This window comes from Enterobacter sp. UPMP2052, assembly GCF_053709675.1.
In genome coordinates this window covers 719949-744759 of record NZ_JBSKJR010000001.1, presented here as the reverse complement: position 1 = coordinate 744759, position 24811 = coordinate 719949, and the positions used below count along the sequence as shown (strand labels likewise).

General features: G+C 56.8%; 25 protein-coding genes. 12 read left to right on the top strand and 13 right to left on the bottom strand.

Going from position 1 to position 24811, the window contains the following annotated elements; translation table 11 throughout:
• Positions 1 to 177 precede the first annotated feature (177 nt).
• Complete coding sequence (gene ycgR, locus ACWKX3_RS03400; protein ID WP_058610225.1) at positions 178 to 909, top strand: flagellar brake protein YcgR; 732 nt, start codon at positions 178 to 180, stop codon at positions 907 to 909.
• A gap of 35 nt (positions 910 to 944) precedes the next feature.
• Here ycgR and emtA read toward each other — a convergent pair whose 3' ends face one another.
• Positions 945 to 1556: a membrane-bound lytic murein transglycosylase EmtA gene (gene emtA / locus ACWKX3_RS03395; protein WP_042320010.1), complete on the bottom strand. Its 612-nt coding sequence runs from the start codon at positions 1554 to 1556 to the stop codon at positions 945 to 947.
• A 108-nt stretch (positions 1557 to 1664) separates the two neighbouring features.
• Between emtA and ldcA the strand changes: the two genes are divergently transcribed.
• Together ldcA and ACWKX3_RS03385 are read left to right on the top strand one after the other, a co-directional pair.
• The gene (gene ldcA / locus ACWKX3_RS03390) at positions 1665 to 2579 is read left to right on the top strand and encodes a muramoyltetrapeptide carboxypeptidase (RefSeq protein ID WP_454541265.1); all 915 of its coding nucleotides are present in this window, start codon (positions 1665 to 1667) and stop codon (positions 2577 to 2579) included.
• A gap of 97 nt (positions 2580 to 2676) precedes the next feature.
• Entirely contained in the window at positions 2677 to 4410 is a 1734-nt protein-coding gene (locus ACWKX3_RS03385; protein ID WP_101737491.1) for a potassium/proton antiporter, read from the top strand.
• 52 nt (positions 4411 to 4462) lie between these two features.
• Here the strand turns inward: ACWKX3_RS03385 and dadX are convergent, their stop codons facing one another.
• Complete coding sequence (gene dadX, locus ACWKX3_RS03380) at positions 4463 to 5533, bottom strand: catabolic alanine racemase DadX (protein ID WP_454541264.1); 1071 nt, start codon at positions 5531 to 5533, stop codon at positions 4463 to 4465.
• Between the two features lie 9 nt (positions 5534 to 5542).
• On the bottom strand, positions 5543 to 6841 hold the full coding sequence (locus ACWKX3_RS03375) for a D-amino acid dehydrogenase (protein ID WP_101737490.1): 1299 nt from the start codon (positions 6839 to 6841) through the stop codon (positions 5543 to 5545).
• 321 nt (positions 6842 to 7162) lie between these two features.
• Here ACWKX3_RS03375 and ACWKX3_RS03370 point away from each other — a divergent pair, with 321 nt between their 5' ends.
• Positions 7163 to 8695 carry a SpoVR family protein gene (locus ACWKX3_RS03370; RefSeq protein WP_006175940.1) on the top strand — a complete coding sequence of 511 codons (1533 nt, stop codon included), beginning with the start codon at positions 7163 to 7165 and terminating at the stop codon, positions 8693 to 8695.
• 114 nt (positions 8696 to 8809) lie between these two features.
• Here ACWKX3_RS03370 and fadR read toward each other — a convergent pair whose 3' ends face one another.
• Entirely contained in the window at positions 8810 to 9529 is a 720-nt protein-coding gene (fadR, locus tag ACWKX3_RS03365) for a fatty acid metabolism transcriptional regulator FadR (RefSeq protein WP_006175945.1), read from the bottom strand.
• A gap of 201 nt (positions 9530 to 9730) precedes the next feature.
• Here fadR and nhaB point away from each other — a divergent pair, with 201 nt between their 5' ends.
• Positions 9731 to 11269, top strand: coding sequence for a Na(+)/H(+) antiporter NhaB (gene nhaB / locus ACWKX3_RS03360; RefSeq protein WP_454541263.1), 1539 nt, complete (start codon positions 9731 to 9733; stop codon positions 11267 to 11269).
• Positions 11270 to 11412: 143 nt separating this feature from the next.
• Positions 11413 to 11943, top strand: coding sequence for a disulfide bond formation protein DsbB (dsbB, locus tag ACWKX3_RS03355; protein ID WP_088208285.1), 531 nt, complete (start codon positions 11413 to 11415; stop codon positions 11941 to 11943).
• Positions 11944 to 12058: 115 nt separating this feature from the next.
• Here dsbB and ACWKX3_RS03350 read toward each other — a convergent pair whose 3' ends face one another.
• From ACWKX3_RS03350 to ACWKX3_RS03340, 3 genes are all read right to left on the bottom strand, one after another.
• Positions 12059 to 12499: a YcgN family cysteine cluster protein gene (locus ACWKX3_RS03350; protein WP_454541262.1), complete on the bottom strand. Its 441-nt coding sequence runs from the start codon at positions 12497 to 12499 to the stop codon at positions 12059 to 12061.
• Positions 12500 to 12592: 93 nt separating this feature from the next.
• On the bottom strand, positions 12593 to 13252 hold the full coding sequence (locus ACWKX3_RS03345) for a fumarylacetoacetate hydrolase family protein (RefSeq protein ID WP_058610221.1): 660 nt from the start codon (positions 13250 to 13252) through the stop codon (positions 12593 to 12595).
• Between the two features lie 47 nt (positions 13253 to 13299).
• Entirely contained in the window at positions 13300 to 13575 is a 276-nt protein-coding gene (locus tag ACWKX3_RS03340) for a YcgL domain-containing protein (protein WP_058610254.1), read from the bottom strand.
• A gap of 124 nt (positions 13576 to 13699) precedes the next feature.
• On the opposite strand from ACWKX3_RS03340, the gene minC reads away from it, so the two are divergent.
• Genes minC through minE form a run of 3 tightly spaced genes read left to right on the top strand, consistent with a single transcriptional unit; the run spans position 13700 to position 15513 of the window.
• Complete coding sequence (gene minC / locus ACWKX3_RS03335; RefSeq protein WP_058610220.1) at positions 13700 to 14407, top strand: septum site-determining protein MinC; 708 nt, start codon at positions 13700 to 13702, stop codon at positions 14405 to 14407.
• Between the two features lie 23 nt (positions 14408 to 14430).
• Positions 14431 to 15243: a septum site-determining protein MinD gene (gene minD / locus ACWKX3_RS03330; protein WP_006175954.1), complete on the top strand. Its 813-nt coding sequence runs from the start codon at positions 14431 to 14433 to the stop codon at positions 15241 to 15243.
• Between the two features lie 3 nt (positions 15244 to 15246).
• Positions 15247 to 15513, top strand: a complete 267-nt coding sequence (minE, locus tag ACWKX3_RS03325; protein WP_003859937.1) for a cell division topological specificity factor MinE — start codon at positions 15247 to 15249, stop codon at positions 15511 to 15513.
• A gap of 85 nt (positions 15514 to 15598) precedes the next feature.
• Here the strand turns inward: minE and rnd are convergent, their stop codons facing one another.
• The 5 genes from rnd to ACWKX3_RS03300 all read right to left on the bottom strand — a co-directional run bounded on the left by rnd (position 15599) and on the right by ACWKX3_RS03300 (position 21979).
• Positions 15599 to 16726 carry a ribonuclease D gene (gene rnd, locus ACWKX3_RS03320; RefSeq protein ID WP_337285225.1) on the bottom strand — a complete coding sequence of 376 codons (1128 nt, stop codon included), beginning with the start codon at positions 16724 to 16726 and terminating at the stop codon, positions 15599 to 15601.
• A 71-nt stretch (positions 16727 to 16797) separates the two neighbouring features.
• Positions 16798 to 18483, bottom strand: coding sequence for a long-chain-fatty-acid--CoA ligase FadD (gene fadD, locus ACWKX3_RS03315; RefSeq protein WP_042320022.1), 1686 nt, complete (start codon positions 18481 to 18483; stop codon positions 16798 to 16800).
• Positions 18484 to 18686: 203 nt separating this feature from the next.
• Positions 18687 to 19268: a Slp/YeaY family lipoprotein gene (locus tag ACWKX3_RS03310; protein ID WP_454541261.1), complete on the bottom strand. Its 582-nt coding sequence runs from the start codon at positions 19266 to 19268 to the stop codon at positions 18687 to 18689.
• Between the two features lie 38 nt (positions 19269 to 19306).
• The gene (tsaB, locus tag ACWKX3_RS03305; RefSeq protein ID WP_006175962.1) at positions 19307 to 20002 is read right to left on the bottom strand and encodes a tRNA (adenosine(37)-N6)-threonylcarbamoyltransferase complex dimerization subunit type 1 TsaB; all 696 of its coding nucleotides are present in this window, start codon (positions 20000 to 20002) and stop codon (positions 19307 to 19309) included.
• Between the two features lie 66 nt (positions 20003 to 20068).
• Entirely contained in the window at positions 20069 to 21979 is a 1911-nt protein-coding gene (locus tag ACWKX3_RS03300) for an ATP-dependent DNA helicase (RefSeq protein ID WP_006175964.1), read from the bottom strand.
• A 132-nt stretch (positions 21980 to 22111) separates the two neighbouring features.
• On the opposite strand from ACWKX3_RS03300, the gene ACWKX3_RS03295 reads away from it, so the two are divergent.
• A complete protein-coding gene (locus ACWKX3_RS03295; RefSeq protein ID WP_042320579.1) occupies positions 22112 to 22456 on the top strand; it encodes a RidA family protein in 345 nt (114 codons plus the stop codon).
• 6 nt (positions 22457 to 22462) lie between these two features.
• Here the strand turns inward: ACWKX3_RS03295 and ACWKX3_RS03290 are convergent, their stop codons facing one another.
• The gene (locus tag ACWKX3_RS03290) at positions 22463 to 22645 is read right to left on the bottom strand and encodes a YoaH family protein (RefSeq protein WP_003859925.1); all 183 of its coding nucleotides are present in this window, start codon (positions 22643 to 22645) and stop codon (positions 22463 to 22465) included.
• Between the two features lie 60 nt (positions 22646 to 22705).
• On the opposite strand from ACWKX3_RS03290, the gene pabB reads away from it, so the two are divergent.
• Together pabB and ACWKX3_RS03280 are read left to right on the top strand one after the other, a co-directional pair.
• Positions 22706 to 24055, top strand: a complete 1350-nt coding sequence (gene pabB, locus ACWKX3_RS03285; protein WP_454541260.1) for an aminodeoxychorismate synthase component 1 — start codon at positions 22706 to 22708, stop codon at positions 24053 to 24055.
• Positions 24056 to 24058: 3 nt separating this feature from the next.
• Positions 24059 to 24637 (top strand): CoA pyrophosphatase, encoded by a 579-nt coding sequence (locus tag ACWKX3_RS03280; RefSeq protein ID WP_058610213.1) that lies wholly within the window; start codon positions 24059 to 24061, stop codon positions 24635 to 24637.
• The last annotated feature ends 174 nt before the right edge of the window (positions 24638 to 24811 follow it).

The window sequence follows — 24811 nt, the reverse complement described above, 5'->3', positions numbered from 1 at the left end:
GCGCAGAAAACCCTCCGCGCAGCTATCCTGATTATAGGTCACCGTCATAAAACCGTTTTCATCTCACCGACTTAAATTGCCCTTACAGTGAAAAAATCTCATCGGTTTGTATTAAGTTTCACCCCAGGCTGCCGATAACCCACAGACAGTCTGTCACACATCGAGGAGCCATCTGGCGTGAGTAATTACAGTGAGCAGTTCCTGAAACAAAATCCGCTGGCTGTGTTAGGGATATTACGCGACCTGCAAAAAGGAAAGGTGCCGCTGCGCATCAGTTGGCCTTCCGGTCAGTTCATTAGCAATATTCTGGACGCGTCGGCAGAACGCCTGGTGGTCGATCTGGGCAGCCAGGAGTACGAGAACCGTGCCGCACTGCGCGCGGAAAAGGTCTCGGTGCTGGCTGAAACCCAGGGCGCGAAGGTGGAGTTTGTTTTACCGCGTCTTGAGCTGAGCGAGTATCAGGGCCTGCCCGCGTTTGTCTCTTCGATTCCGGATAACCTCTGGTTTGTGCAGCGCCGGGAATACTTTCGTATCCACGCCCCGCTCCATCCCGCCTATTTTTGCAAAGCCAAAATGCCGGACAAAAAAGAGTTCCGCTTCCGTCTGTTCGATCTGTCACTGGGCGGCATGGGCGCGTTGATGGATACCCCTGCGCCTGACGGGCTGGTCGAAGGGATGCGTTTCTCTCAGATTGAGCTGGATATGGGCGGCTGGGGCCGTTTCTGGTTTGATGCACAGTTAATTGCGATCGGCGAGCGGACGGTGGTGGACAGTAAAAACGAAACCGTGAGCACGCCGCGTCTTAGCTTTCGCTTTCTCAACGTTGGCCCGGGGGCGGAACGTGAATTGCAGCGCATTATCTTCTCCCTGGAGCGCGAAGCGCGGGAGCGGGCAAATAAAGTGTTGTAACACGCGTCGGGCAGCAGCGCCGCCCGACACTCGTCTTACATGGCATCCATCGCTTTCTGAACTTTCCAGATATAACGCGGCGCCTGCGGGGCCGGATGGTTTTTCACCACATGTTCAAAGAACTCGTCTTTGTCCATGTCGTTGATCTCTTCAATGGCTTCTTTGCGATCGGAGGAGAAGGTTCTCAGCAGCGCGCCCGCGCCGTTAACGTACGACACCACCAGCGCATACTGCATCACTTCCGGATCCTCGATACCTTTCAGTATGCCGTGTTCCAGAATGCTCAGATAAGCTGTCCCCATGGAGATATTGCGCTCCGGGTTTTTCAGCTCGCTGGTTGATGGCTGACCGCTCCAGCCCATATAGCGATACACTTCTCGCCCGGCCGTAGAGGCCTTCAGCTGCATCAGCCCAACCGCATTTGATTTACTGACCAGCGTCGGGTTCCCGCCGGATTCCACTGCAATAATCGCCGTGACCAGGCGCGGGCTGACGCCCCATGCCTTACCGGCTTGTTCGCTGATCGGCATCCACTGCATCGCCCGTTTCACGGGCACTTCAGGGTTCCAGGGTGGATTTTGATAGTCATGTTTTGAACTACAGCCAGCAAGCAACACAATCAAAAAAGCAAACCATCTCAATTTCACGTCTTCTATCCTTATAGCCGGTCTTCGCGGATACGCTGCCCCTTGAAGCGGGCAGCGGATAAGCGGCATCATATAGACAATTAGCGTCTCATTCAGCAAGGAATTGCCATGCCACAGTTTCATCTCATTGCCCCTTCCGGCTACTGCATCAACCAGGACGCGGCACAGCGCGGGGTTCAGCGCTTACTGGAATCCGGCTATCGGGTAGAAAATCAGACAATTATCCCCCGTCGGTCGCAGCGTTTCGCCGGCACCGAGGCGCAAAGGCTGAACGATATCAACGGCCTGGTGAACCTGCATGGCAGCAATAACATCGTGCTGGCGGTGCGCGGCGGTTACGGTGCGAGCCGGTTGCTGGAGAGCCTCGACTGGGCGGGGCTGGCCAAACGCCAGCAGCAGGATCCGCTGCTGATTTGCGGACACAGCGATTTCACGGCGATCCAGCTTGGCCTGCTTGCCCTGCATAACGTCGTCACCTTCAGCGGCCCGATGCTGGCCGGTAATTTTGGCGCGCCGGAACTCGATGCTTACACCCAGGAACACTTCTGGCGGGCGCTGGAAAACCCCACCTTCAGCGTGGAGTGGCAGGGTAACGGGCCGCACTGGTCGTGCGAGGGTCAGCTGTGGGGCGGCAACCTGGCCATGCTAGTGTCGCTGATTGGCACCCCGTGGCTGCCGCAGATCGAAGATGGCATTCTGGTGCTGGAGGATATTAACGAGCATCCGTTCCGCGTCGAGCGCATGTTATTGCAGCTTTATCATGCCGGAATTCTTGCCCGCCAGTCCGCTATCGTGTTGGGCAGTTTTAGCGGCGCACAGCCCAATGATTACGATGCGGGCTATACGCTTGAAACCATGGTCGACTTTATCCGTTCGCGGCTGGATATTCCGGTGATCACAGGTCTTCCGTTCGGCCACGAACAGCAGACGGTCACCCTGCCGCTGGGGGCGCATGCGCAGCTGATTCATGGAGATTCGGGCAGTCAGTTAACAATGGGCGGCCATCCGGTTATAAAAGCATAAAAAAGCGGTGATACCGCCTTAATTAAACGTTGTCTCTGCCGTTAATATGTTAGGGTTTTAACAGAGACAACAACATTGAGGTGGGAGTAAGAGAACATTGGATGCCACAGCGATAATCAGCCTTTTCATTCTGGGTTCGGTCCTTGTAACCTGCAGTATTTTATTGAGTTCATTTTCATCGCGTCTTGGCATACCTATTCTTGTTATTTTTCTTGCCATCGGCATGCTGGCTGGCATCGATGGCATCGGCGGTATTCCATTCGATAACTACCCTTTCGCCTACATGGTGAGCAACCTGGCCCTGGCGGTGATCCTGCTTGACGGCGGGATGCGTACCCAGGCCAGTTCGTTTCGCGTTGCATTAGGCCCGGCGCTGTCGCTGGCGACCGTTGGCGTGCTGATCACCTCCGGCTTAACCGGGATGATGGCGGCATGGCTGTTTCACCTGAATATGATGGAAGGGCTGCTGATCGGCGCCATTGTCGGTTCCACCGATGCGGCAGCCGTATTTTCGCTGCTCGGCGGCAAGGGGCTTAACGAACGCGTCGGCTCCACGCTTGAGATTGAATCCGGCAGCAACGACCCGATGGCGGTGTTTCTCACCATCACGCTGATTGAGATGATCCAGCAGCATGAGAGCAGCCTGAGCTGGATGTTTGCCTGGCATATCATTCAGCAGTTCGGTCTTGGGATCATCCTCGGCCTGGCCGGTGGTTATCTCCTGCAGCAGATGATTAACCGGATTTCGCTCCCGGCGGGCCTTTACCCGCTGCTGGCGCTGAGCGGCGGCATTCTGATTTTTGCCGTGACGACGGCGCTGGACGGAAGCGGGATCCTCGCCGTTTACCTGTGCGGCTTTTTACTCGGCAACCGCCCCATCCGCAACCGCTATGCCATTTTGCAGAACTTTGACGGTCTGGCGTGGCTGGCGCAAATCGGCATGTTCCTGGTGCTTGGTCTGCTGGTGACGCCGTCGGACCTGCTGCCGATTGCCGTTCCGGCCCTGCTCCTGTCGGCCTGGATGATTTTCTTTGCCCGCCCGCTGTCAGTGTTTGCCGGCCTGCTGCCGTTTCGCGGGTTTAACCTGCGCGAGCGGATCTTTATCAGTTGGGTCGGTTTGCGCGGCGCGGTGCCGATTATCCTCGCCGTGTTCCCGATGATGGCAGGCCTGGATAACGCGCGGCTGTTCTTCAACGTCGCCTTCTTCGTCGTGCTGGTGTCGCTGTTGTTCCAGGGTACCTCGCTGGGATGGGCGGCGAAAAGGGCCAAAGTGGTGGTGCCGCCGGTCGGCTGGCCGGTATCCCGCGTCGGGCTGGATCTTCACCCGGAAAATCCGTGGGAGCAGTTTGTCTACCAGCTCAGCGCCGACAAATGGTGCGTCGGGGCATCGCTGCGCGATCTGCATATGCCCTCCGAAACGCGCATTGCCGCCATGTTCCGCGACAATGTCCTGCTCCACCCCACGGGCAGCACGCGCCTGCGTGAAGGCGATATTCTCTGCGTGATTGGTCGCGAGCGCGATCTCCCCGCTCTCGGCAAGCTGTTTAGCCAGTCGCCGCCCGTTGCGCTCGACCAGCGCTTCTTCGGCGATTTTATTCTTGAAGCCAGCGCCCGGTTTGCCGATGTTGCGCTGATTTACGGCCTGGAAGACGGGCTGGAAAATCGCGACAACCAGCAGACGCTCGGGGACATTATCCAGAAACTGCTGGGCGCAGCGCCAGTGGTCGGTGACCAGGTGGAATTCGCCGGCATGATCTGGACGGTGGCTGAGAAAGAGGATAACGCGGTACGCAAGGTCGGCGTCAGGCCGATGGAAGAAGAATCGGAGTAAGGATTTGCCGGGTGATGCCTTCACCTCACCCGGCCTGTTACAGCGTGGAAGGTTACAGCGTCACGACCGGTACGCGCGGCGCTAACGCACACATCAGCTCATAGCCCACGGTGCCCGCCGCAGAGGCAACATCGTCGATTTTGACCTCGTTACCCCACAGCTCAACCGGGGTTCCAATGCCTGCCTGCGGGCAAGGCATTAAGTCAATCGCCATCATATCCATCGAGACCGTGCCAACGGTTCCGGTGCGCACGCCATCCACCCACACGGGCGTACCGCTGGGGGCAATGCGCGGGTAACCGTCGGCATAGCCGCACGCGACAATCCCGATACGCTGCTCCCCCGTCGCACGGTATCGGCTGCCGTAGCCTACGGTATCGCCCGCTTTCAGCGTCTGGACACCGATGATTTCACTGCGCAGCGTCATGACCGGCTTAAGGCCACTGTTGGCAATATCCTGCCACTGGCCGGACGGTGAGGCACCGTAGAGGATAATGCCCGGGCGAACCCAGTCGAAATGCGCTTCAGGATGCCAGAGCGTCGCCGCCGAGTTTGACAGGGAGCGCGGGCAATCCAGCCCTTCCGCCGCCTGCTCAACGCGCACCATCGCATCAGCAATGCCGTCCGGTTTTTCGGCGTCGGCAAAGTGCGCCATCAGCGTCATTTCGCCAACGTTTTTCAGATTACGCAGCTGCTGCCAGACCGTGTGTACGCGCTCAGGCTGGAAGCCCAGGCGGTTCATGCCGCTGTTTACCTTAAGATAGATATCCAGCGGAGCATGCAGCTTCGCATCCTGCAGGGCTTTGATCTGCCAGTTGCTGTGGAGACTGGTGGTCAGGCGGTATTTATCCAGCAGGGGCAGATCGTCGGCGTGGAAAAAACCTTCCAGCAGTAAAATTGGCCCCTTCCAGCCGCGTTCGCGAAGAAGAATGGCCTCATCAAGGTTCAGTAAGGCAAAGCCGTCGGTCGCGCCAAGCGCGCCCCAGATACGGTCAATACCGTGCCCGTAGGCGTTCGCTTTGACAACCGACCAGACGCGTGAACCCGGCGCAGCACGACGGACAATTTGCAGGTTATCCTTCAGGGCCTGCAAATCGAGCTGCGCCAGAACAGGACGTGACATGGCAACTCCTTATTGATGCGCGCCGTGAAGATGCTGTGGACGCGATGGGGTAAACCCTGATTGATAGCGTGCCACACTCAGGTCGTCAAACGGAATCGCCGGGGTGCGGCCAGAAAGCAGGTCGCTCAACAGCTGGCCCGATCCGCAGGCCATCGTCCAGCCCAGCGTCCCGTGCCCGGTGTTGGTCCACAGGTTTTTATAAGGCGTACGACCCACAATCGGCGTGCCGTCCGGCGTCATAGGGCGCAGACCGGTCCAGAAGGTCGCCTGTTCAATAAACCCGCCGCGCGGGAAGAGATCGCCGACCACCATCTCCAGCGTTTCACGACGCGGTTTAAGCAGCTCGGTATTAAAGCCCACAATTTCCGCCATGCCGCCGACGCGGATCCGGTTATCAAAGCGGGTGATGGCGATTTTGTAGGTTTCATCAAGAATGGTAGAGACCGGCGCGCCGCTGTCCTCTTTCACCGGAATGGTCAGGGAGTAGCCTTTAAGCGGGTAAACAGGAATGTCGAGAATGCCCTTGAGCATCGCGGTGGAGTAGGAACCAAACGCCATGACGTAAGCATCCGCTTTAATCACCTCTTCGCCGCACTTTACGCCGTAAATTTTTTCGCCTTCCGACAACAGCTTATCGACCGACGTATTGAAGCGGAATGTCACCCCTGCCTGCTCGCACATCTGCGCCAGACGCTGGGTAAAGAGCTGGCAGTCGCCGGTTTCGTCGTTTGGCAGACGTAACCCGCCCGTAAGCTTGTGCGCCACTTCCGCCAGGGCAGGCTCGACCTGCCCCAGCTGGCTGGCCTCCAGCAGCTGATAAGGTACGCCCGCGTCTTCCAGCACGGCGATATCGCGGGTGGCGTTTTCATACTGCTGCGCGGTGCGGAACAGCTGCAGCGTGCCGCCCTGCCGCCCTTCGTACTCAATGCCGGTCGAGGCGCGTAAAGCTTTCAGGCAGTCGCGGCTGTATTCTGCCAGGCGCACCATGCGCCCTTTGTTTTCCATGTAGTGGCGCGTGTCGCAGTTGCGCAGCATCTGCCACATCCACTTGAGCTGGAACGGCGTGCCGTCAAGGCCGATCGCCAGCGGCGCGTGGCGCTGGAACATCCATTTAATCGCCTTCAGCGGGACGCCGGGTGCTGCCCACGGTGCCGCATAGCCCGGGGAGATTTGGCCGGCGTTCGCCGCGCTGGTCTCCAGGGCCGGGCCGGATTCACGATCGATAACCGTAACCTCATGCCCTGCCTGACTTAAATACCAGGCGCTGGTTACGCCAACCACACCACTTCCCAGTATGACAACACGCATAGCCACTCCATTATGTGCAAAAGAACAATCATCTGATTACAGATTGATAACCTAGTTGAAAATATTATTCAACATACGACTTTTTTATGGTGACTTGCCTCACATCTTCCCCTGCCCGTGGGGATGGCGCTTATTTGGGATCTCCTGCTGCGCGCTATTTTTAACCAGCATAAAATGCTGCAAGGGCCGCATTTTTTACCTTATTGAAAAGAAGAAATCGCAAAGAAAAAATTTCTCCATCAGCACGCTTTTTAACACGGTGATCTATGCTTGAAAGGAGGCTCTCCAGCCAGAGAGAGCACCAACAATGAGGGCGCGCTAATGGCTACTATTGATTCCATGTCCAGGAACAGCACACGTCTCAGCGATGGACCCGACTGGACCTTCGAGCTGCTGGATGTCTACCTCGCCGAGATAGACCGGGTAGCGAAACTCTATCGTCTGGACACCTATCCGCATCAGATTGAAGTCATTACGTCCGAACAGATGATGGATGCTTACTCCAGCGTCGGGATGCCAATCAATTATCCTCACTGGTCGTTCGGTAAAAAGTTCATTGAAACCGAGCGGCTCTATAAACACGGTCAGCAGGGGCTGGCGTATGAGATCGTCATTAACTCCAACCCGTGTATCGCCTATTTGATGGAAGAGAACACCATTACCATGCAGGCGCTGGTGATGGCGCATGCCTGCTACGGGCATAACTCCTTCTTCAAGAATAACTACCTGTTCCGCAGCTGGACGGATGCCAGCTCGATCGTCGATTACCTGATCTTTGCCCGCAAATACATTACCGACTGCGAGGAGCGTTACGGCGTGGATGAGGTAGAGAAGCTCCTCGACTCCTGCCATGCGCTGATGAACTACGGCGTCGACCGCTACAAGCGTCCGCAAAAAATCTCGTTGCAGGAGGAGAAAGCCCGGCAGAAAAGCCGCGAGGAGTATCTGCAAAGCCAGGTGAATATGCTGTGGCGCACGCTGCCGAAGCGTGAGGAGGAGAAAACCGTGGCCGAGGCGCGGCGCTACCCTTCTGAGCCGCAGGAAAACCTGCTGTACTTTATGGAGAAAAACGCCCCGCTGCTGGAGCCGTGGCAGCGTGAGATCCTGCGCATTGTGCGCAAGGTGAGCCAGTATTTCTATCCGCAAAAGCAGACGCAGGTGATGAACGAAGGCTGGGCGACGTTCTGGCACTACACCATCCTTAACCATCTGTATGACGAAGGCAAAGTCACCGAGCGATTTATGATGGAGTTCCTGCACAGCCACACCAACGTGGTGTTCCAGCCTGCCTACAACAGCCCGTGGTACAGCGGGATCAACCCGTATGCGCTCGGTTTTGCGATGTTCCAGGATATTAAACGCATCTGCCAGTCGCCAACGGAAGAAGATAAATACTGGTTCCCGGATATCGCCGGGTCTGACTGGCTGGAGACGCTGCATTTTGCGATGCGCGACTTTAAGGACGAGAGCTTCATCAGCCAGTTCATGTCACCGAAGATTATGCGCGACTTCCGCTTCTTTACCGTGCTGGATGACGACAGGAATAACTACCTCGAGATTTCGGCGATCCACAACGAAGAGGGCTACCGCGAGATTCGCTCGCGCCTCTCCTCTCAGTACAACCTGAGCAACCTGGAGCCGAACATTCAGGTCTGGAACGTGGATCTTCGCGGTGACCGCTCCCTGACGCTGCGCTATATTCCGCACAACCGCGCGCCCCTGGATAAAGGGCGTAAAGAGGTGCTGAAGCATGTGCATCGCCTGTGGGGGTTCGACGTCATAATGGAGCAGCAGAATGAAGATGGCAGCGTGGAGCTGCTGGAACGCTGCCCGACGCGGTTGAATACGCTCTGATGCAGCCTTTTTGCCCGGTGGCGCTGCGCTTACCGGGCCTGCAAACCCCACAGGTCGTGTCAGGCGAAACCGCCACCCGACGAAAAAAAACCTCTCATCTGAGAGGTTTTTCTTTTAGCGCGACTGAATCGCTAAATCACCCGGCAGGGTTTTCTGCATACGGTGCCAGATCTCCCCGGAATCCCGGCCATAACGACGCACCGTCTCATACACCTGGTCGTGCTGCGCGGTAGAACACAACTCGCTCAGCTTGTGATAAAAACCGAGCGCCAGGCTGCGCGCTTCTGGGTTCGCAAAGTAGTGACGACCAATGCGGGTATACAGCCCTTTCATACCGTTGAGAATCAACCCATAGATTGGGTTACCGGAGGCAAATGCCAGACCGCGGAAGATGTTGTAGTCGAGCGTCGCAAAGGCATCGGCGTGGTCTTCCACCGCGTTAGCGCTGGCCAGGACCGCAAGCGCGTCTTCAGGATGCTGACGGAACGCGGTCCGAATAAAGATGGTGGCGATGTTGGTACGCACGGAAAGCAGATTATCAATCAGCTGCGGAACGCTTTCGTGGTCGAGACGCGCCAGCGTTTCAAGAATATTCAGACCGGACGTTTCCCAGAAGTTATTCACTTTGGTGGGTTTGCCGTGCTGAATTGTCAACCAGCCATCGCGCGCCAGTCGCTGAAGCACTTCTCGCAGCGTGGTGCGGGTGACGCCAATCAGTTCAGAGAGTTCGCGTTCAGCAGGTAGAATGGACCCCGCAGGGAAACGATTATTCCAGATGCTTTCAATGATGTACTCTTCCGCGAAACCCGCCGGGCTCTGCGCCTTAATGACCATAGTGAGATTTCCATTACACAGCTTTTGCAAATTGCACTCATCATACCAGAGGCGTGCAGAGGCAGATAGCGCGTCAAAGTGAGAAAAGAGGGATCGCCGTTTCATTTTAATGAAATTTACATTCCCCTCTTTACGCCGCCTTTCGGGCTAATTATGCGTATACTGGTCACTTAAATTAATTGACGGGGAAGGACGTCTGTCGTGGAAATCTCTTATGGCCGCGCGTTGTGGCGCAATTTTTTAGGCCAGTCGCCTGACTGGTACAAACTCACGCTGCTGGTATTTCTGGTTGTTAATCCTGTTGTGTTTCTGGTGGACCCGTTCGTAGCCGGGTGGTTGCTGGTGGCCGAGTTTATTTTCACTCTGGCGATGGCGCTGAAATGCTACCCGCTTCTGCCGGGTGGCCTGCTGGCCTTTGAAGCCGTCATCATCGGCATGACCAGCGCTGAACACGTTAAAGAAGAACTCGCATCCAACCTGGAGGTGCTCCTCCTGCTGATGTTTATGGTGGCCGGGATCTACTTTATGAAACAGCTTCTGCTGTTTATTTTCACCCGACTGCTGTTGAGCATCTCATCCAAAATGGTCCTTTCGTTGGCCTTTTGCTTCGCGGCGGCCTTCCTGTCCGCCTTCCTGGATGCCCTTACGGTCGTCGCGGTGGTGATTAGCGTCGCCGTCGGCTTTTACGGTATTTATCACCGCGTGGCCTCTTCACAACCGGAAGGCGACCTGCACGATGACAGCGACGTTGATGCCCAGAAGCGCGAAGTGCTGGAGCAGTTCCGCGCGTTTCTGCGCAGCCTGATGATGCACGCGGGCGTCGGGACAGCATTAGGCGGCGTGATGACCATGGTGGGCGAACCGCAAAACCTGATTATCGCCAAAGCGGCGGGCTGGAATTTCAGCGAATTCTTCCTGCGAATGGCCCCGGTGAGCGTCCCGGTACTGGTCTGCGGTTTTGTCACCTGCATACTGGTGGAGAAGTTCCGCGTCTTTGGCTATGGCGCCCAGCTTCCTGAGCCGGTTCGCCGCGAGCTGCAAAAATTTGACCAGCAAAGCCGCAGCCAGCGCACGCGTCAGGATAAATTGCGCCTTGTGGCACAAGGGATTATCGGCCTTTGGCTTATCGCCGCACTGGCGTTCCATCTTGCGGAAGTCGGCTTGATCGGTTTGTCGGTGATTATTCTGGCGACCACCTTCACCGGCGTCACCGACGAGCATGCTATCGGCAAAGCCTTTACCGAGGCGCTGCCGTTCACCGCCCTGCTGACCGTATTTTTTGCGGTCGTGGCGGTGATTATCGATCAGGAATTGTTCTCCCCGATTATCGCCTACGTTCTGAGGGCAGAAGCGGATGCGCAATTGACCTTGTTCTACCTGTTCAACGGGCTACTCTCGTCCATCTCCGATAACGTGTTTGTCGGGACGGTGTACATCAATGAGGCAAAAGCAGCGCTGCAACACGGGGCCATTAACGCTGAACAGTTCGAACTGCTGGCCGTGGCCATCAATACCGGCACCAACCTGCCGTCGGTAGCAACCCCTAACGGGCAGGCCGCATTCCTGTTCCTGCTGACCTCCGCCCTCGCCCCACTCATACGACTTTCGTATGGCCGAATGGTGTGGATGGCGCTGCCTTACACGCTGGTGCTGACGCTTGTCGGGTTGCTGTGCGTCAAAATTACCCTCATTCCCTATACGCAGTGGTTAATACAAGCGGGTATACTGGCCGCGCACTAAGCAGGTTTTAACGGGCAGCGCGCTGCCCGTTTACCTTTTCGCATGATAAACATCCAATTACGTTTTATTTCGTCAGGTACAGGTGGCGCATGAAACGAATTCGTTTACACTGCGCTTTCTAAGCATGTCCCAGGGAAATGATTATGTTGAGATTTTTAAACCAGTGCTCTCGCGGTCGCGGAGCGTGGTTACTGATGGCCCTGACCGCCTTTGCGCTGGAAATGGTCGCGCTGTGGTTCCAGCACGTCATGGGGCTTAAACCCTGCGTGCTGTGCATCTACGAACGCTGCGCGCTGTTCGGCATTATGGGCGCAGGCCTGGTGGGTGCGATTGCCCCGAAAACGCCGCTGCGCTATGTCGGGATCGCCATCTGGCTGTACAGTGCCTGGAAAGGGATTGAGCTTTCCTGGCAGCACACCGTGATGCAGCTGCACCCATCACCGTTTATGACCTGTGATTTTGCCGCCCGCTTCCCGAGCTGGCTGCCGCTGGATAAATGGCTGCCGCAGGTGTTTGTGGCGTCCGGTGACTGCTCCGTTCGTCAGTGGGAGTTCCTGACGCTGGAGATGCCGCAGTGGCTGGTGGGCATTTTTGTCGCCTACTTCGTGGTTGCGCTGCTGGTGCTGATTGCACAGCCGTTCAAGCCTAAAAAACGCGATCTCTTTGGGCGCTAATTTGCCCGGCGGCGTTTCGCTTGCGCGGCCCTGCAGTTCTGTAGGTCGTGTAAGCGCAGCGCCACCCGACACACCCGCGCACATTAAAAAACCCGCCTCAGCGGGTTTTTTAATGTCAACGGTTAGGATGATTCATAATGTGGTCTTCCCAGTCGCGCACCTCGGACTCTTTCACCGCAATGTGCCGCACGGAGATACGCTCGCCGTGCATCGCCGCTTTCGACCCGGTCAGTAAAGGATGCCATTTGGGCAGGTCATGACCTTCCGCCAGCAGGCGATACGCGCAGGTGTGCGGCAGCCACTCAAAGGTGGGCAGGTTTTCACGGGTTAACTTGATGCAGTCCGGCTCATACTCGAAGCGGCGCTCGTAGTTGCGGCACTGGCAGGTTTTGATGTTTAGCTGCCTACAGGCGACGTTGGTGAAGTAAATTTCGTCGGAATCCTCATCCATCAGCTTGTGCAGGCAGCACTGCCCGCAGCCGTCACACAGCGACTCCCACTCTGCGTCGGTCATGTCGTCGAGCGTTTTAGTTTGCCAGAAAGGGATGTCGTTCATCAGGATGTCCACACGTCAAAAGAAAGCGCACCTTATAACGAGTCTGGCACGTTGATGCAAGTTTTGCCGCCCTTTTGAGGCGGCAAGAGGCTTTTACAGTACGCGGGTTTTCAGTGACAGGCCGTTAAAACTGACCTCGAGCTCATCCCCACCGTTCAACGGGCCAACGCCTTCCGGCGTGCCGGTGAGGATCACATCGCCCGGCTTCAGGGTGAAAAAGCGGCTCATGTAGGCGATCAGTGGAACGATCTTGTGGATCATATCTGCGGTGGTACCCTGCTGGCGGATTTCGCCGTTTACCTTCAGGCTAAGCGGCGTGTTCTGCGGATCGTCGGTGAATTCGCTTACCGGGACAAAACCGGATATCGGACAGGCGTTATCAAAGCCCTTGGCTTTTTCCCACGGCTGCCCCGCTTTCTTCATCTTGCCCTGTACGTCGCGCAGGGTCAGATCGAGCGCCACGCCGTAACCGGCAATCGCCTGCTCCACATGCGCTTCGGAAGCCTGACGCAGCGTTGCGCCAATCAGCACGGCCAGCTCCACTTCGTGATGCACCGACCCCAGCCCCTGGGGCAGCGCCAGCGGCTGACGAATGTCGCACAGCGCGGTTTCAGGCTTAATAAACAGCACCGGTTCTTCTGGCGTGGCGCTGCCCATTTCCTGAATGTGTTTAGCATAGTTGCTGCCCACGCAGACCACTTTGCTCACGGGATAATCCAGTAATGCACCTTGCCAGTTATGATGTTGATACATGGTCGCTCCCTAAACGGTTGATGTGTTGTTCCCGAATGCCTTCGGGATTATTTCTTTCCGTTCACCTCAAGATGCTGTTTTAATAAATTCTCGGGTGGGGGTGGAAGTTGTAAATAATAGCCCTGCTCGGTTAATGCTGTTTTCACTTTTTCCAGATCCGCATTAACCAGCGTCTTACGTCCATCCAGCGGCAGCAGCATAGCCAACTGCGGGCGGCCAAAACTTTTCATTAATTCTTCCGGTACGCGGGAAAAATCGTCTTTCTTTTCGACATAAAGGTAAGTCTGGTCACGACTTGAACTTCTGTAGATCACACAAAACATGTTTTTACTCTGAATTAATGGGTGGTTGCTTGCCTCAATATACTCCTGACTATAACATGCCTGATACTCTTCGGAATATCGCAACGGCGGTGTTGCGGTTAATAGCAAATTGAGTAAGGCCAGGATGTCAAACACGCCCATCGAGCTTAAAGGCAGTAGCTTCACCTTATCAGTGGTTCATTTGCATGATGCAAAACCCGAGGTTATTCGTCAGGCGTTAGAAGACAAAATTGCGCAGGCTCCTGCGTTTCTGAAACATGCCCCCGTTGTCGTCAATGTGAGCGACCTTGAAGCGCCGGTGAACTGGAAACTGCTCCAGCAGGCCGTTGCTTCAACCGGGCTGCGTATCGTGGGTATCAGCGGATGTAAAGACGCGACGCTGAAAGCCGAAATTGATCGGGCAGGACTGCCGCTTCTGAACGAAGGCAAAGAAAAAGCCCCCCGTCCAGCTCCGGAAGCCGTGCCAACGCCTCCGCCAGCCGCTCAGAACGAAACGCCTGTCACAAAAACGCGATTGATTGATGTGCCGGTTCGTTCCGGTCAGCGCATTTATGCGCCAAACTGTGATCTGATTGTTACAAGTCACGTCAGTGCGGGCGCTGAACTGATTGCCGATGGCAACATTCACGTCTACGGTATGATGCGAGGACGCGCGCTCGCGGGCGCAAGTGGCGACAGGAACGCACAAATCTTTTGTACTCACCTGACGGCGGAGCTGGTTTCCATCGCAGGGGAATATTGGCTGAGCGACAAGATCCCAGCCGAATTTTATGGCAAAGCGGCCCGCCTGCTCCTGGCAGAAGACGCTTTGACTGTTCAACCGTTGAATTGATCCCTTTTTAACAAGGAATTTCTATGGCACGCATTATTGTTGTGACTTCGGGTAAAGGAGGCGTTGGCAAGACCACCTCCAGCGCGGCCATCGCTACAGGTTTGGCCCAGAAGGGAAAGAAAACCGTCGTTATCGACTTCGATATCGGCCTGCGTAATCTGGACCTGATCATGGGTTGTGAGCGTCGCGTCGTGTATGACTTCGTTAACGTCATTCAGGGCGATGCCACGCTTAACCAAGCGCTGATTAAAGACAAGCGCACCGAGAACCTTTACATTCTCCCGGCATCTCAGACCCGTGATAAAGATGCCCTGACCCGTGAAGGCGTTGAGAAGGTTCTCGACGAACTGAAAAAAATGGAATTCGACTTTGTAGTCTGTGACTCCCCTGCCGGTATCGAAACCGGTGCCCTGATGGCGCTCTACTTTGCGGATGAAGCGATCATCACCACCAACCCTGAAGTCTCTTCCGTGCGAGATTCTGACCGCATTCTGGGCATTCTTGCTTCCAAATCCCGCCGCGCGGAAAATGGTCAGGAGCCGATTAAAGAACACCTGTTGCTGACCCGATACAATCCGGGCCGTGTGAGCAAAGGTGATATGCTGAGCATGGAAGACGTACTGGAAATTCTGCGCATCAAACTGGTTGGCGTTATTCCGGAAGATCAGTCCGTATTACGCGCGTCTAACCAGGGTGAGCCAGTCATTCTGGATGCAACGGCAGATGCAGGTAAAGCTTACGCCGATACCGTTGACCGTCTGCTGGGAGAAGAACGTCCTTTCCGCTTCATTGAAGAAGAGAAGAAAGGTTTCCTCAAACGCCTGTTCGGAGGATAAGTTATGGCATTACTGGACTTTTTTCTCTCGCGGAAAAAAAGCACCGCCAACATCGCTAAAGAGCGTCTGCAAATTATCGTTGCGGAGCGTCGTCGTAGCGACGCCGAGCCACACTACCTGCCGCAGCTGCGCAAGGACATTCTGGAAGTGATCTGTAAATACGTGCAGATTGACCCGGAAATGGTCACGGTACAACTTGAGCAGAAAGACGGGGATATTTCGATTCTGGAGCTGAACGTGACGCTGCCGGAAGCGGAAGAGTCACGTTAATTCATTTGTGGTTTTGTAGGCCGGGCACGCATCGCGCCGCCCGGCACGTTCCCCGGTGGCGCTGCGCTTACCGGGGCTACATTTCTTAGCGCGGATAACCTTCCAGCAGCGTCTTCAGACGTTCGGCCATCAGTTCCCCACGCCAGCCCGACACCATTTCGGGTAAACCATTCTGCTGTTTCAGCTTCCAGTGCCAGTTCAGCAACTGGTTAATCTGACGACGGGACGCCAGCAGTTCTGCACTCAGCTTGCTTTCGCTCGCCACCGTCTGCACCAGGGCTTTGATATCTTTGAACGCCTTACGATAGCCCGGCATGTCCATCAAATTGAGCAACGGCTCCGGCAGTGCGTCGTCCGGTATGTGCTGCGCTTTTTCCACCAGCGCCAGCAGCGTCTTGCCGTGGAAGCGAATTTCACTGCCCGAAAGCCCAATGCTGTCCAGCTCGCCCAGGCTGCCCGGCATGTAGCGTGCTACCGCCCAGAGATGCTCTTCGCGCACCACAAAGTTAACGGCCAGATCGCGCTCACGCGCTTTACGCAGACGCCAGTCGGCGAGCAGCTGCAAACAGGCCAGCTGACGGGTGCGAAGCTGCCAGGCGTTGCTGATATCGCGCCAGGCTTCTTTCGGGTCGACCACTTCCTGACGACGCTGCTGTGCCATGCGGCACTCGTCCAGCGCGGCAGAGAGCCAGCCTGAGGCTTCCGCCTCTTTCATCAGCTGTCCGGCAATCGGCAGCAGATAAAACACGTCTGCTGCCGCATACTCAAGCTGGCGAGCGGTCAATGGCCGGGCCAGCCAGTCCGTGCGCGACTCGCTCTTGTCCAGCGCCAGGCCAGTATACTCTTCGACCATCGCCGCAAATCCCCACGAGAGCGGGCGGTTGCTGAACGCGGCAAGGATCTGCGTGTCAATCAGCGGCTGCGGCATGATGCCAAAGGTGTTGAGAAACACTTCCAGATCTTCACTGCCCGCATGCAGGTATTTCGTGACGGCGGTATCAAGCAGCAGGTCGCGCATTGGCGTCCAGTCGGTAATGCCGAGCGGGTCAATCAGCGAGACGCGTTTGCCGTCGTACATCTGAATCAGCCCCAGCTGCGGGTAGTAGGTCCGCGTGCGGACAAACTCGGTATCCAGGGCGATAGCAGGGAAATCGCGCGTCACTTCGCACAGCGAAGCCAGCTCGTCGTTGGTCGTGATCATCTGGTAATTCAAAGCAGTTTCTCTTTTGTTTGCGCCCATAAAAAACGCCGGCTTAACCGGCGTCTGGGCGATTAGCGTGAAGCTCAGGCCTTATTGTCCACTTTGGCACGGGCTTCGTCACGTAATTCTCGTCGTAATATCTTCCCGACATTGGATTTTGGCAGTTCATCGCGGAATTCAACCAGCTTAGGCACTTTATACCCGGTAAGCTGGCGACGGCAGAAGGTAATAAGCTCTTCGTCAGTCAGCGACGCATCTTTCTTAACCACAAATATCTTCACCGCTTCACCGCTGCTGCCGGAAGGAACGCCCACGGCCGCCACCTCCAGCACGCCGCTGTGCTGCATCACGACGTCTTCGATTTCATTCGGATAGACGTTAAAGCCGGAGACGAGGATCATGTCTTTTTTGCGATCGACAATCCGCAGGAAGCCTTCGTCATCCATCACCGCGATATCGCCGGTATGCAGCCAGCCGTCTTTGATGATTTCATCGGTGGCGTCCGGCCGCTGCCAGTAGCCCAGCATTACCTGCGGCCCTTTCACACACAGCTCGCCCGGCTCGCCGTGAGCCACTTCCTTATCCTCATCATCGACCAGTTTGGCTTCCGTCGACGGCACCGGCAGGCCGATGCTTCCGCTGTGGTAGTCAATATCGTGCGGGTTAACGCTCACCAGCGGCGCGCACTCCGTCAGGCCGTAGCCTTCCAGTAAATACTGGCCCGTCAGTTTTACCCAGCGCTCGGCGACCGCCTGCTGGACGGGCATGCCGCCGCCGGCAGAGAGGTGCAGCGTGGAAAAATCAAGCTGCTGGAACTCTTTGTTATTTAACAACGCATTGAACAGGGTATTCACGCCCGTCATGGCGGTGAAGGGGTATTTCGCCAGCTCTTTCACCAGGCCCGGAATATCTCGCGGGTTGGTGATCAGCAGGTTTTGCCCGCCCAGCTCAATAAACAGCAGGCAGTTCATGGTCAGGGCGAAAATGTGGTACAGCGGCAGCGCCGTGACCACCAGCTCTTTACCCGGATGCAGCAGCGGCCCGTAGGTCGCGTTAACCTGCTCAAGGTTAGCCAGCATGTTGCGGTGCGTCAGCATCGCCCCTTTGGCCACGCCGGTGGTGCCGCCGGTGTATTGCAGGAAGGCGAGATCGTCTGCCACCACTTCCGGTTTGACATACTGCATACGGTAGCCCGCATGGAGCGCACGCCGGAAGGAGATGGCATCCGGCAGGTGATACTTCGGCACCAGACGCTTCACGTACTTCACCACGAAGTTCACCAGCGTGCCTTTGGCCGTCGAAAGCTGATCGCCCATTCGCGTAAGAATGACGTGCTTAACCTGCGTACGCTCGACCACTTTTTCGAGCGTGTGGGCAAAGTTCGATACGATGACGATTGCCGCTGCACCGCTGTCGTTCAGCTGGTGCTCCAGCTCGCGCGGGGTATACAGCGGGTTGACGTTCACCACGATCATCCCGGCGCGCAGAATACCGAACAGCGCCACAGGATATTGCAGCAGGTTCGGCATCATCAGCGCGACGCGGTCCCCTTTTTGCAGCCCTAACCCTTCCTGCAGATAAGCAGCAAACGCCCGGCTACGCTCTTCCAGTTTGCGGAAGGTCATGACCTCGCCCATGTTCACAAAGGCGGGCTGGTCGGCGTAACGCCGTACCGAGTGTTCAAATAATTCAACCAGGGAATGATAACGGTCAGGATTGATCTCCGCAGGAACATCCGCGGGATAACGGTTTAGCCAAACCTTTTTCAATGCATCACCTCTGAAATGAGCGTTCGTCGTCATCACAACCCCGATAATAAACAGTTCGTTAACATTATATTAACTCAGCGTACCAGTTTATTAATTACCCAGATTTAAGGTTGCGAAGCGCGTCACTCTTTTTTTTCGTTTTATCCGTAAAAAAACAGAGACAGCGGCTGAGCCGCTGTCTCTTTCATAATTAAAACAGTAAGTTACTCAGTTACGATCGTTTGAACCTGTGCCGGACCTGGGTTGTACCAGCCCCAGCCGCCGTAGCCATAGCGGTAAGGATGTGGACCCCACATCCACGGATCGATCGGCTGCGGAGGCATGACAACCTGTTGGACAATGCGCCAGCGTTTATAGCCGGTTACCTGCATGGTCATAAATTTGTACGGCGTGCTGCCGATTTTACCCTCAACCGTGCCGGTAATCGGCCCCACCACCGTCACCAGCTGCCCGCGGAAGTCGACCGGGTCGAGGAAGCCGCTAACGTCAGCGTAGATGCGTCCACGAGAAGGCTCACCTAAAATCGGACGTGCGCCGCTGTCCAGTGGCACGGTGGCAATTTCCAGGCGGGTTTTACCCTGCTGGTTCACCATCTCAACCACCTTGCCACCGAAGCGCGCTTCCTGTCCCACGTACAGCTCAGGGGCATTCATTACGCGCACCAGATCTTGCTGAGGCACCGGGCTGCTGCCTTTGATCGCATCAGGAACGGTTACGCAACCGCTCAGTGCTATGGCAACCGCGCCTGCCAGTAAAAGGCGTACTACGTTACTCTGAACCGCCATGATGCGACTCCTTTTTTCTCAGTTCCTGTTACTGAGATTCACTCGCGGCCAGGAAGTTTCTTCCACGCGACGGTGTTTCGTAAATAAACAGGTTCTGCATGCTCAACGGCCACGGTTTTTCCCGCCGCGAGAAGCTGACAGGCGATGGGCAGCATGTCTTCTGCAGCAGGCAGCAGCATGTTGCCCTCGACCAGCGTGATGCCCGTATTGCTTGCCATCTCCGGCCAGGCGGCCCAGCCCGTGCCGACCGTTGCCCACTCGCCGGAGAGCTGCGTCAGGCGCTCGGTCACGGCCTCGGGCTTAAGCACCGCCTCCGTCTCTTCGCCGTGCCACACGCCCTGCTCGTCGCGGGTGTATTCAGCCCAGTAGACTTCGCCCATGCGGGCATCAATGGCTGCCAGCACGCGCGTTGCGCCGGTCATACGGTATGCGCCCTGCGCCATGGTCATCAGCGTGGAGACGCCAATCATCGGCAGTTCTGCACCCAGCGCCAGGCCCTGGGCAATACCAATCCCGATACGCACGCCGGTAAAACTGCCCGGCCCACGGCCATAGGCCAGCGCATCAAGATCGGTTAAGGCGGTGTGTCCTTGGTTCAGGATCGCCTTAACCAGAGGAAGAATACGTTGGGTGTGCTCTCGTGGGCACTCTTCGAAATGGGCACCGATCGCGCCATCGTTCCACAGGGCAACAGAACAGGCTTCTGTTGCCGTATCAATAGCCAGAATTCGCATTAGTCGTCGCGCTCTCGCAAGGGTCAGTCACAAAATGGCGCGCATTTTACCATACTTCGGGGCGAATTACTCCGCCGTCGGGTTCGCCAGGAAGCGAACCGCGCGTTTAATATCCCGCGTTCGGGGTGCGGGCGGCAGGCTGGCGAGGAAGGTCGCGCCGTAAGGGCGCATAACAAGGCGATTGTCGCAAATCACCAGCACGCCGCGATCGGAGACGTCGCGGATCAAACGCCCTACCCCCTGCTTCAGCGTGATGACCGCATCCGGGAGCTGAACGTCATCGAACGGATCGCCCCCGCGAAGGCGGCAATCTTCCATTCGCGCCTTGAGCAGCGGATCGTCCGGCGAGGTAAACGGCAGCTTGTCGATAATGACCAGCGAAAGCGTATCACCGCGCACGTCCACCCCTTCCCAGAAGCTGCTGGTCGCCACCAGCAGGGCGTTACCCGCGCTGACAAACTGCTGCAAAAGCTGCCCTTTGCTGGTCTCGCCCTGCAACAGTACCGGCAACGTCATGGTGGCGCGGAACTGCTCCGCCAGATCGCGCATCATCGCGTGGGATGTGCAGAGCATAAAGCAGCGGCCATTATTGGCCTCGATCATCGGTTTTAACATCGCCGCCAGATGACGGGCCGCCCCCGGCTGGTTGGGGAGCGGCAGGTTACGCGGCACACAGAGCAGCGCCTGTTTTTGGTAATCAAACGGGCTGGGTAACAGCAGAGATTCGGCCTGCTCAATGCCCAGGCGTTCAGTGAAGTGGTGCAGCTCGTCATTCACCGACAAGGTTGCCGAGGTAAAAATCCAGCTGCCCGGCTTTTGCGCCATCACCTCTTTGAACTTGTCCGCCACGGTCAGCGGCGTCAGGGCCAGAGTGAAGTGACGCGAAGTGCATTCGTACCAGTAGCTGTATCCCGGCTGGTTGATCTCTTTGAGTCTTTTGAGCCGTGTACGATAGACCGTCGCGCGCTCAAAGGCGGCATCCAGCAGCGCAGAGCGGCCCAGCGACAGCTTCGCGACGTCGTAGCACAGCTCCAGCGCATCATCGAGCAGCAGCAGCGCACGCTGAATATTGCTGTCCGCCAGCAGTTCACGCAGGTTGCCGCGATAGCCCGGCTCACCCAGCTGCAGGCGGAAATCCTGGGCGCTTTGCGCCAGTCGATCGGCACATTTTTGCAGCTGCTGGGTATCTTTCAGTTCGGTGCGGTAGGCAATGGTGAAATCTTTTGCCAGATCCTGCAACTGGCGGCTGGAGAGCGACTGGCCGAAATACTGGCTGGCAATATCCGGCAGCTGGTGGGCTTCATCGAAAATCATCACCTCGGCTTCAGGGATGAGTTCACCGAAGCCGCTGTCTTTCACCACCATATCGGCCAGGAACAGATGATGGTTGACCACTACCACGTCTGCGTCCATCGCGGTTTTACGCGCCTTGACCACAAAACACTCTTTATACAGCGGGCAATCGCTGCCAAGGCAGTTATCGTTGGTGCTGGTTACCAGCGGCCAGGCCGGGGAATCTTCCGGCACGCTCGCGCAGGTGCTGATATCCCCCTCCTCGGTCTGGTTCGCCCAGGCGCGGAGAATAATGACATCGCTCAGGGTCTGTACCGGCAGATCGCCCCCCGCCAGCGCCTGCTGCTCAAGCCGCTCGAGGCAGAGGTAGTTTGAGCGCCCTTTCAACAAGGCCAGCCGCCCTTTGTATTTCAGCGCTTTTGCCACCGTCGGCAAATCGCGGCTGTAGAGCTGGTCCTGCAGCGCTTTCGACCCGGTCGAGACGATCACCTTCTTCTTTGCACGCAGCGCAGGTGCGAGGTAAGCGTAGGTTTTCCCCGTGCCGGTACCGGCCTCAACCACCAGCGGCTGCGCCTGTTCAATTGCCTTTGCGACGGCGTGCGCCATCTGCCGCTGAGGTTCACGCGGGTTAAAGCCGGGAATGGCCTTTGCTAACTGGCCTTCTGGGGAAAAATCGTCTGCCACGGTGCTCTCTCACTGTATTTTTGCACAGGGATTATGTCAGCCCATCCCTTCCTGTGCCACCCCAAATAGTGACGAAGGAGGAACAATATGGCAGTCTTGCCGCCTGATATGAAAAATAACGAGGAAACGTTTATGTCAATTTTGCGCATTGATGCCGAAGCCCGCTGGTCTGACGTTGTGATCCATAACCAGACGCTCTACTACACCGGCGTGCCGGCCAACCTGGACGCAGATGCCTTTGAGCAGACGGCTAACACCCTGGCACAAATTGATGCCGTGCTGGAGAAACAGGGAAGCGACAAATCCCGCATTCTGGATGCCACTATTTTCCTGGCGAATAAAGAAGATTTTGCGGCGATGAACAAAGCCTGGGATGCGTGGGTTGTGGCGGGTCACGCGCCTGTACGTTGCACCGTACAGGCCACGCTGATGAAACCGGAATATAAGGTTGAGATTAAGATTATCGCGGCGGTTTAAGCCCGATTACTCTTCGTCTTCATCCTCAAAACGCGCCACGATCCGCTCACCGGTATGGGTGGCGCGAAGTTCTTCTGCCACCTGAGAAATAGCCTGTCCGCTGCTCATCCCCTGGGACATCAGCTCCTGAATTCGCTCAACCGCTTTCTGCTGCTGGTCGTGGCTCAGAGAAGGTAAACCTGCAAACATCGTCAACTCCTGCTAAATTATTCGCGCTCATTATTTCACGCTGCCGGTAGTATGCCACACATGAACACGCGCTTGCCCACTGTTATTACCCTGCCCTGGCGTGCTGACGCCGCCGAATTCTGGTTTGCCCGCCTGAGCCACCGTCCGTACGCCATGCTGCTGCACTCCGGCCATGCTGACCATCCTTATAGTCGGTTTGATATCCTGGTCTCTGACCCTCTGGAAACTCTGGTCACGCGGGGAAACCTCACCACGGTGGGAGGGCTGGAATCCACCGACGATCCGCTCACCCTGCTCCAGCAGCGCCTCGATGCCCTTGGCTTATCTGCTTCGCCCCATCCTGACCTGCCCTTCCAGGGCGGCGCGCTCGGGCTGTTTGGCTACGATCTCGGGCGTCGGTATGAAACGCTGCCTGACATCGCGCAGCGGGATATTGCCATTCCGGATATGGCGGTAGGGTTGTACGACTGGGCGCTGATTGTCGATCACCACCGGCAGCGCGTCTCGCTCCTGAGCCATGCAGACGTCCACGCCCGGCTCGCCTGGCTTGAGGCGCAGACACCCGCAACACCACAGCCTTTCAGCCTGACCTCAGGCTGGCGGTCCAACATGACCGCCCCGGCGTATGCCGAGAAGTTCGCCCGCGTTCAGGCCTGGCTGCAAAGCGGCGATTGCTATCAGGTTAACCTTGCCCAGCGGTTCCAGGCGACCTATGAGGGCGACGAGTGGCAGGCGTTTTGCCATCTTAATGCCAGCAATAAAGCGCCCTTTAGCGCCTTTATCCGCCTGGACGAAGGGGCGATCCTGAGCCTTTCGCCGGAGCGTTTTATTCATCTGGCCGATCGGACTATTCAGACCCGCCCCATCAAAGGCACGCTGCCGCGCGTTGCCGACCCGGCTGCCGACCGCCAGCAGGCGGAGAAACTGGCGTCATCCCCGAAGGACCGCGCCGAAAATTTGATGATTGTCGATTTGATGCGCAACGACATTGGTCGCGTGGCCGAGCCGGGCAGCGTGCGCGTGCCTGAGCTGTTTGTGGTTGAAGCATTCCCGGCCGTTCACCATCTGGTGAGCACCATCACTGCACGACTGCCCGCTTCACGCACCGCCTGCGACCTGCTGCGCGCCGCATTCCCCGGCGGGTCGATTACCGGCGCACCAAAAGTCCGGGCGATGGAAATCATCGACGAGCTGGAGCCGCACCGCCGCAACGCCTGGTGTGGCAGCATTGGCTACATCAGCCTGTGCGGCACCATGGACACCAGCATCACCATCCGCACCGTGACCGCCTGGGACGGCAGCCTATACTGCTCCGCGGGCGGCGGCATTGTTGCAGACAGTGAGGTACAGTCGGAATATCAGGAAACCTTTGATAAAGTTAACCGTATCCTGAAGCAACTGGAGAAGTAACGGGTGAAGAATGAGAACCTGACGCTCGATGCGTTTATGTCACGCTTTCAGCTTTTGCGCCCGCAGGTGAGCCGCGAAACACTGAATCAACGTCAGGCCGCGGTGCTGATCCCGGTGGTGCGTCGCGAACAACCCGGTCTTCTGCTGACCCAGCGCTCGCCGCATATGCGTAAACATGCCGGTCAGGTCGCGTTCCCCGGCGGGGCCGTCGACAGTACCGACGCCTCGCTGATTGCCGCTGCGCTGCGCGAAGCGCACGAAGAGGTCGCCATCCCGCCTGAGGCCGTAGAAATCATCGGCGTGCTCCCGCCCGTTGACAGCGTCACCGGATTTCAGGTCACCCCCGTCGTCGGCATTATCCCGCCCGACCTTCAGTATCACGCCAGCGTCGACGAGGTAGCCGCGGTGTTCGAAATGCCGCTGGAAGAAGCGCTGCGTCTTAGCCGCTATCACCCTCTGGATATTCAGCGCCGTGGGCACGAACATCGGGTGTGGTTATCCTGGTACCAGCATTATTTTGTCTGGGGCATGACCGCAGGCATCATTCGTGAGCTGGCTCTGCAAATCGGCCTGAAGCCTTGACTATACTTTACATTCCTGGAAACGGTGACGGTTTGCGAGGCGCGTCTCAGCATTAGTAATTCAGAGGTTAAGCATTAGTTTAATTCATGTGAATAGTTAAGCCGACACCGACGTTCCCTCATACACTATGCGCAGTTATAACATCGTTACTGGAGACCCGGTAACCCTGTCAGG

Excerpts from the sequence above, each read along its gene's own strand:
- ldcA (WP_454541265.1), top strand. The coding sequence starts at position 1,665 with ATGCCACAGTTTCATCTCATTGCCCCTTCCGGCTACTGCATCAACCAG.
- dadX (WP_454541264.1), bottom strand. The coding sequence starts at position 5,533 with ATGTCACGTCCTGTTCTGGCGCAGCTCGATTTGCAGGCCCTGAAGGAT.
- ACWKX3_RS03375 (WP_101737490.1), bottom strand. The coding sequence starts at position 6,841 with ATGCGTGTTGTCATACTGGGAAGTGGTGTGGTTGGCGTAACCAGCGCC.
- ACWKX3_RS03370 (WP_006175940.1), top strand. The coding sequence starts at position 7,163 with ATGGCTACTATTGATTCCATGTCCAGGAACAGCACACGTCTCAGCGAT.
- fadR (WP_006175945.1), bottom strand. The coding sequence starts at position 9,529 with ATGGTCATTAAGGCGCAGAGCCCGGCGGGTTTCGCGGAAGAGTACATC.
- dsbB (WP_088208285.1), top strand. The coding sequence starts at position 11,413 with ATGTTGAGATTTTTAAACCAGTGCTCTCGCGGTCGCGGAGCGTGGTTA.
- ACWKX3_RS03350 (WP_454541262.1), bottom strand. The coding sequence starts at position 12,499 with ATGAACGACATCCCTTTCTGGCAAACTAAAACGCTCGACGACATGACC.
- ACWKX3_RS03345 (WP_058610221.1), bottom strand. The coding sequence starts at position 13,252 with ATGTATCAACATCATAACTGGCAAGGTGCATTACTGGATTATCCCGTG.
- ACWKX3_RS03340 (WP_058610254.1), bottom strand. The coding sequence starts at position 13,575 with ATGTTTTGTGTGATCTACAGAAGTTCAAGTCGTGACCAGACTTACCTT.
- minC (WP_058610220.1), top strand. The coding sequence starts at position 13,700 with ATGTCAAACACGCCCATCGAGCTTAAAGGCAGTAGCTTCACCTTATCA.
- minD (WP_006175954.1), top strand. The coding sequence starts at position 14,431 with ATGGCACGCATTATTGTTGTGACTTCGGGTAAAGGAGGCGTTGGCAAG.
- minE (WP_003859937.1), top strand. The coding sequence starts at position 15,247 with ATGGCATTACTGGACTTTTTTCTCTCGCGGAAAAAAAGCACCGCCAAC.
- ACWKX3_RS03310 (WP_454541261.1), bottom strand. The coding sequence starts at position 19,268 with ATGGCGGTTCAGAGTAACGTAGTACGCCTTTTACTGGCAGGCGCGGTT.
- tsaB (WP_006175962.1), bottom strand. The coding sequence starts at position 20,002 with ATGCGAATTCTGGCTATTGATACGGCAACAGAAGCCTGTTCTGTTGCC.
- ACWKX3_RS03295 (WP_042320579.1), top strand. The coding sequence starts at position 22,112 with ATGTCAATTTTGCGCATTGATGCCGAAGCCCGCTGGTCTGACGTTGTG.
- ACWKX3_RS03290 (WP_003859925.1), bottom strand. The coding sequence starts at position 22,645 with ATGTTTGCAGGTTTACCTTCTCTGAGCCACGACCAGCAGCAGAAAGCG.
- pabB (WP_454541260.1), top strand. The coding sequence starts at position 22,706 with ATGAACACGCGCTTGCCCACTGTTATTACCCTGCCCTGGCGTGCTGAC.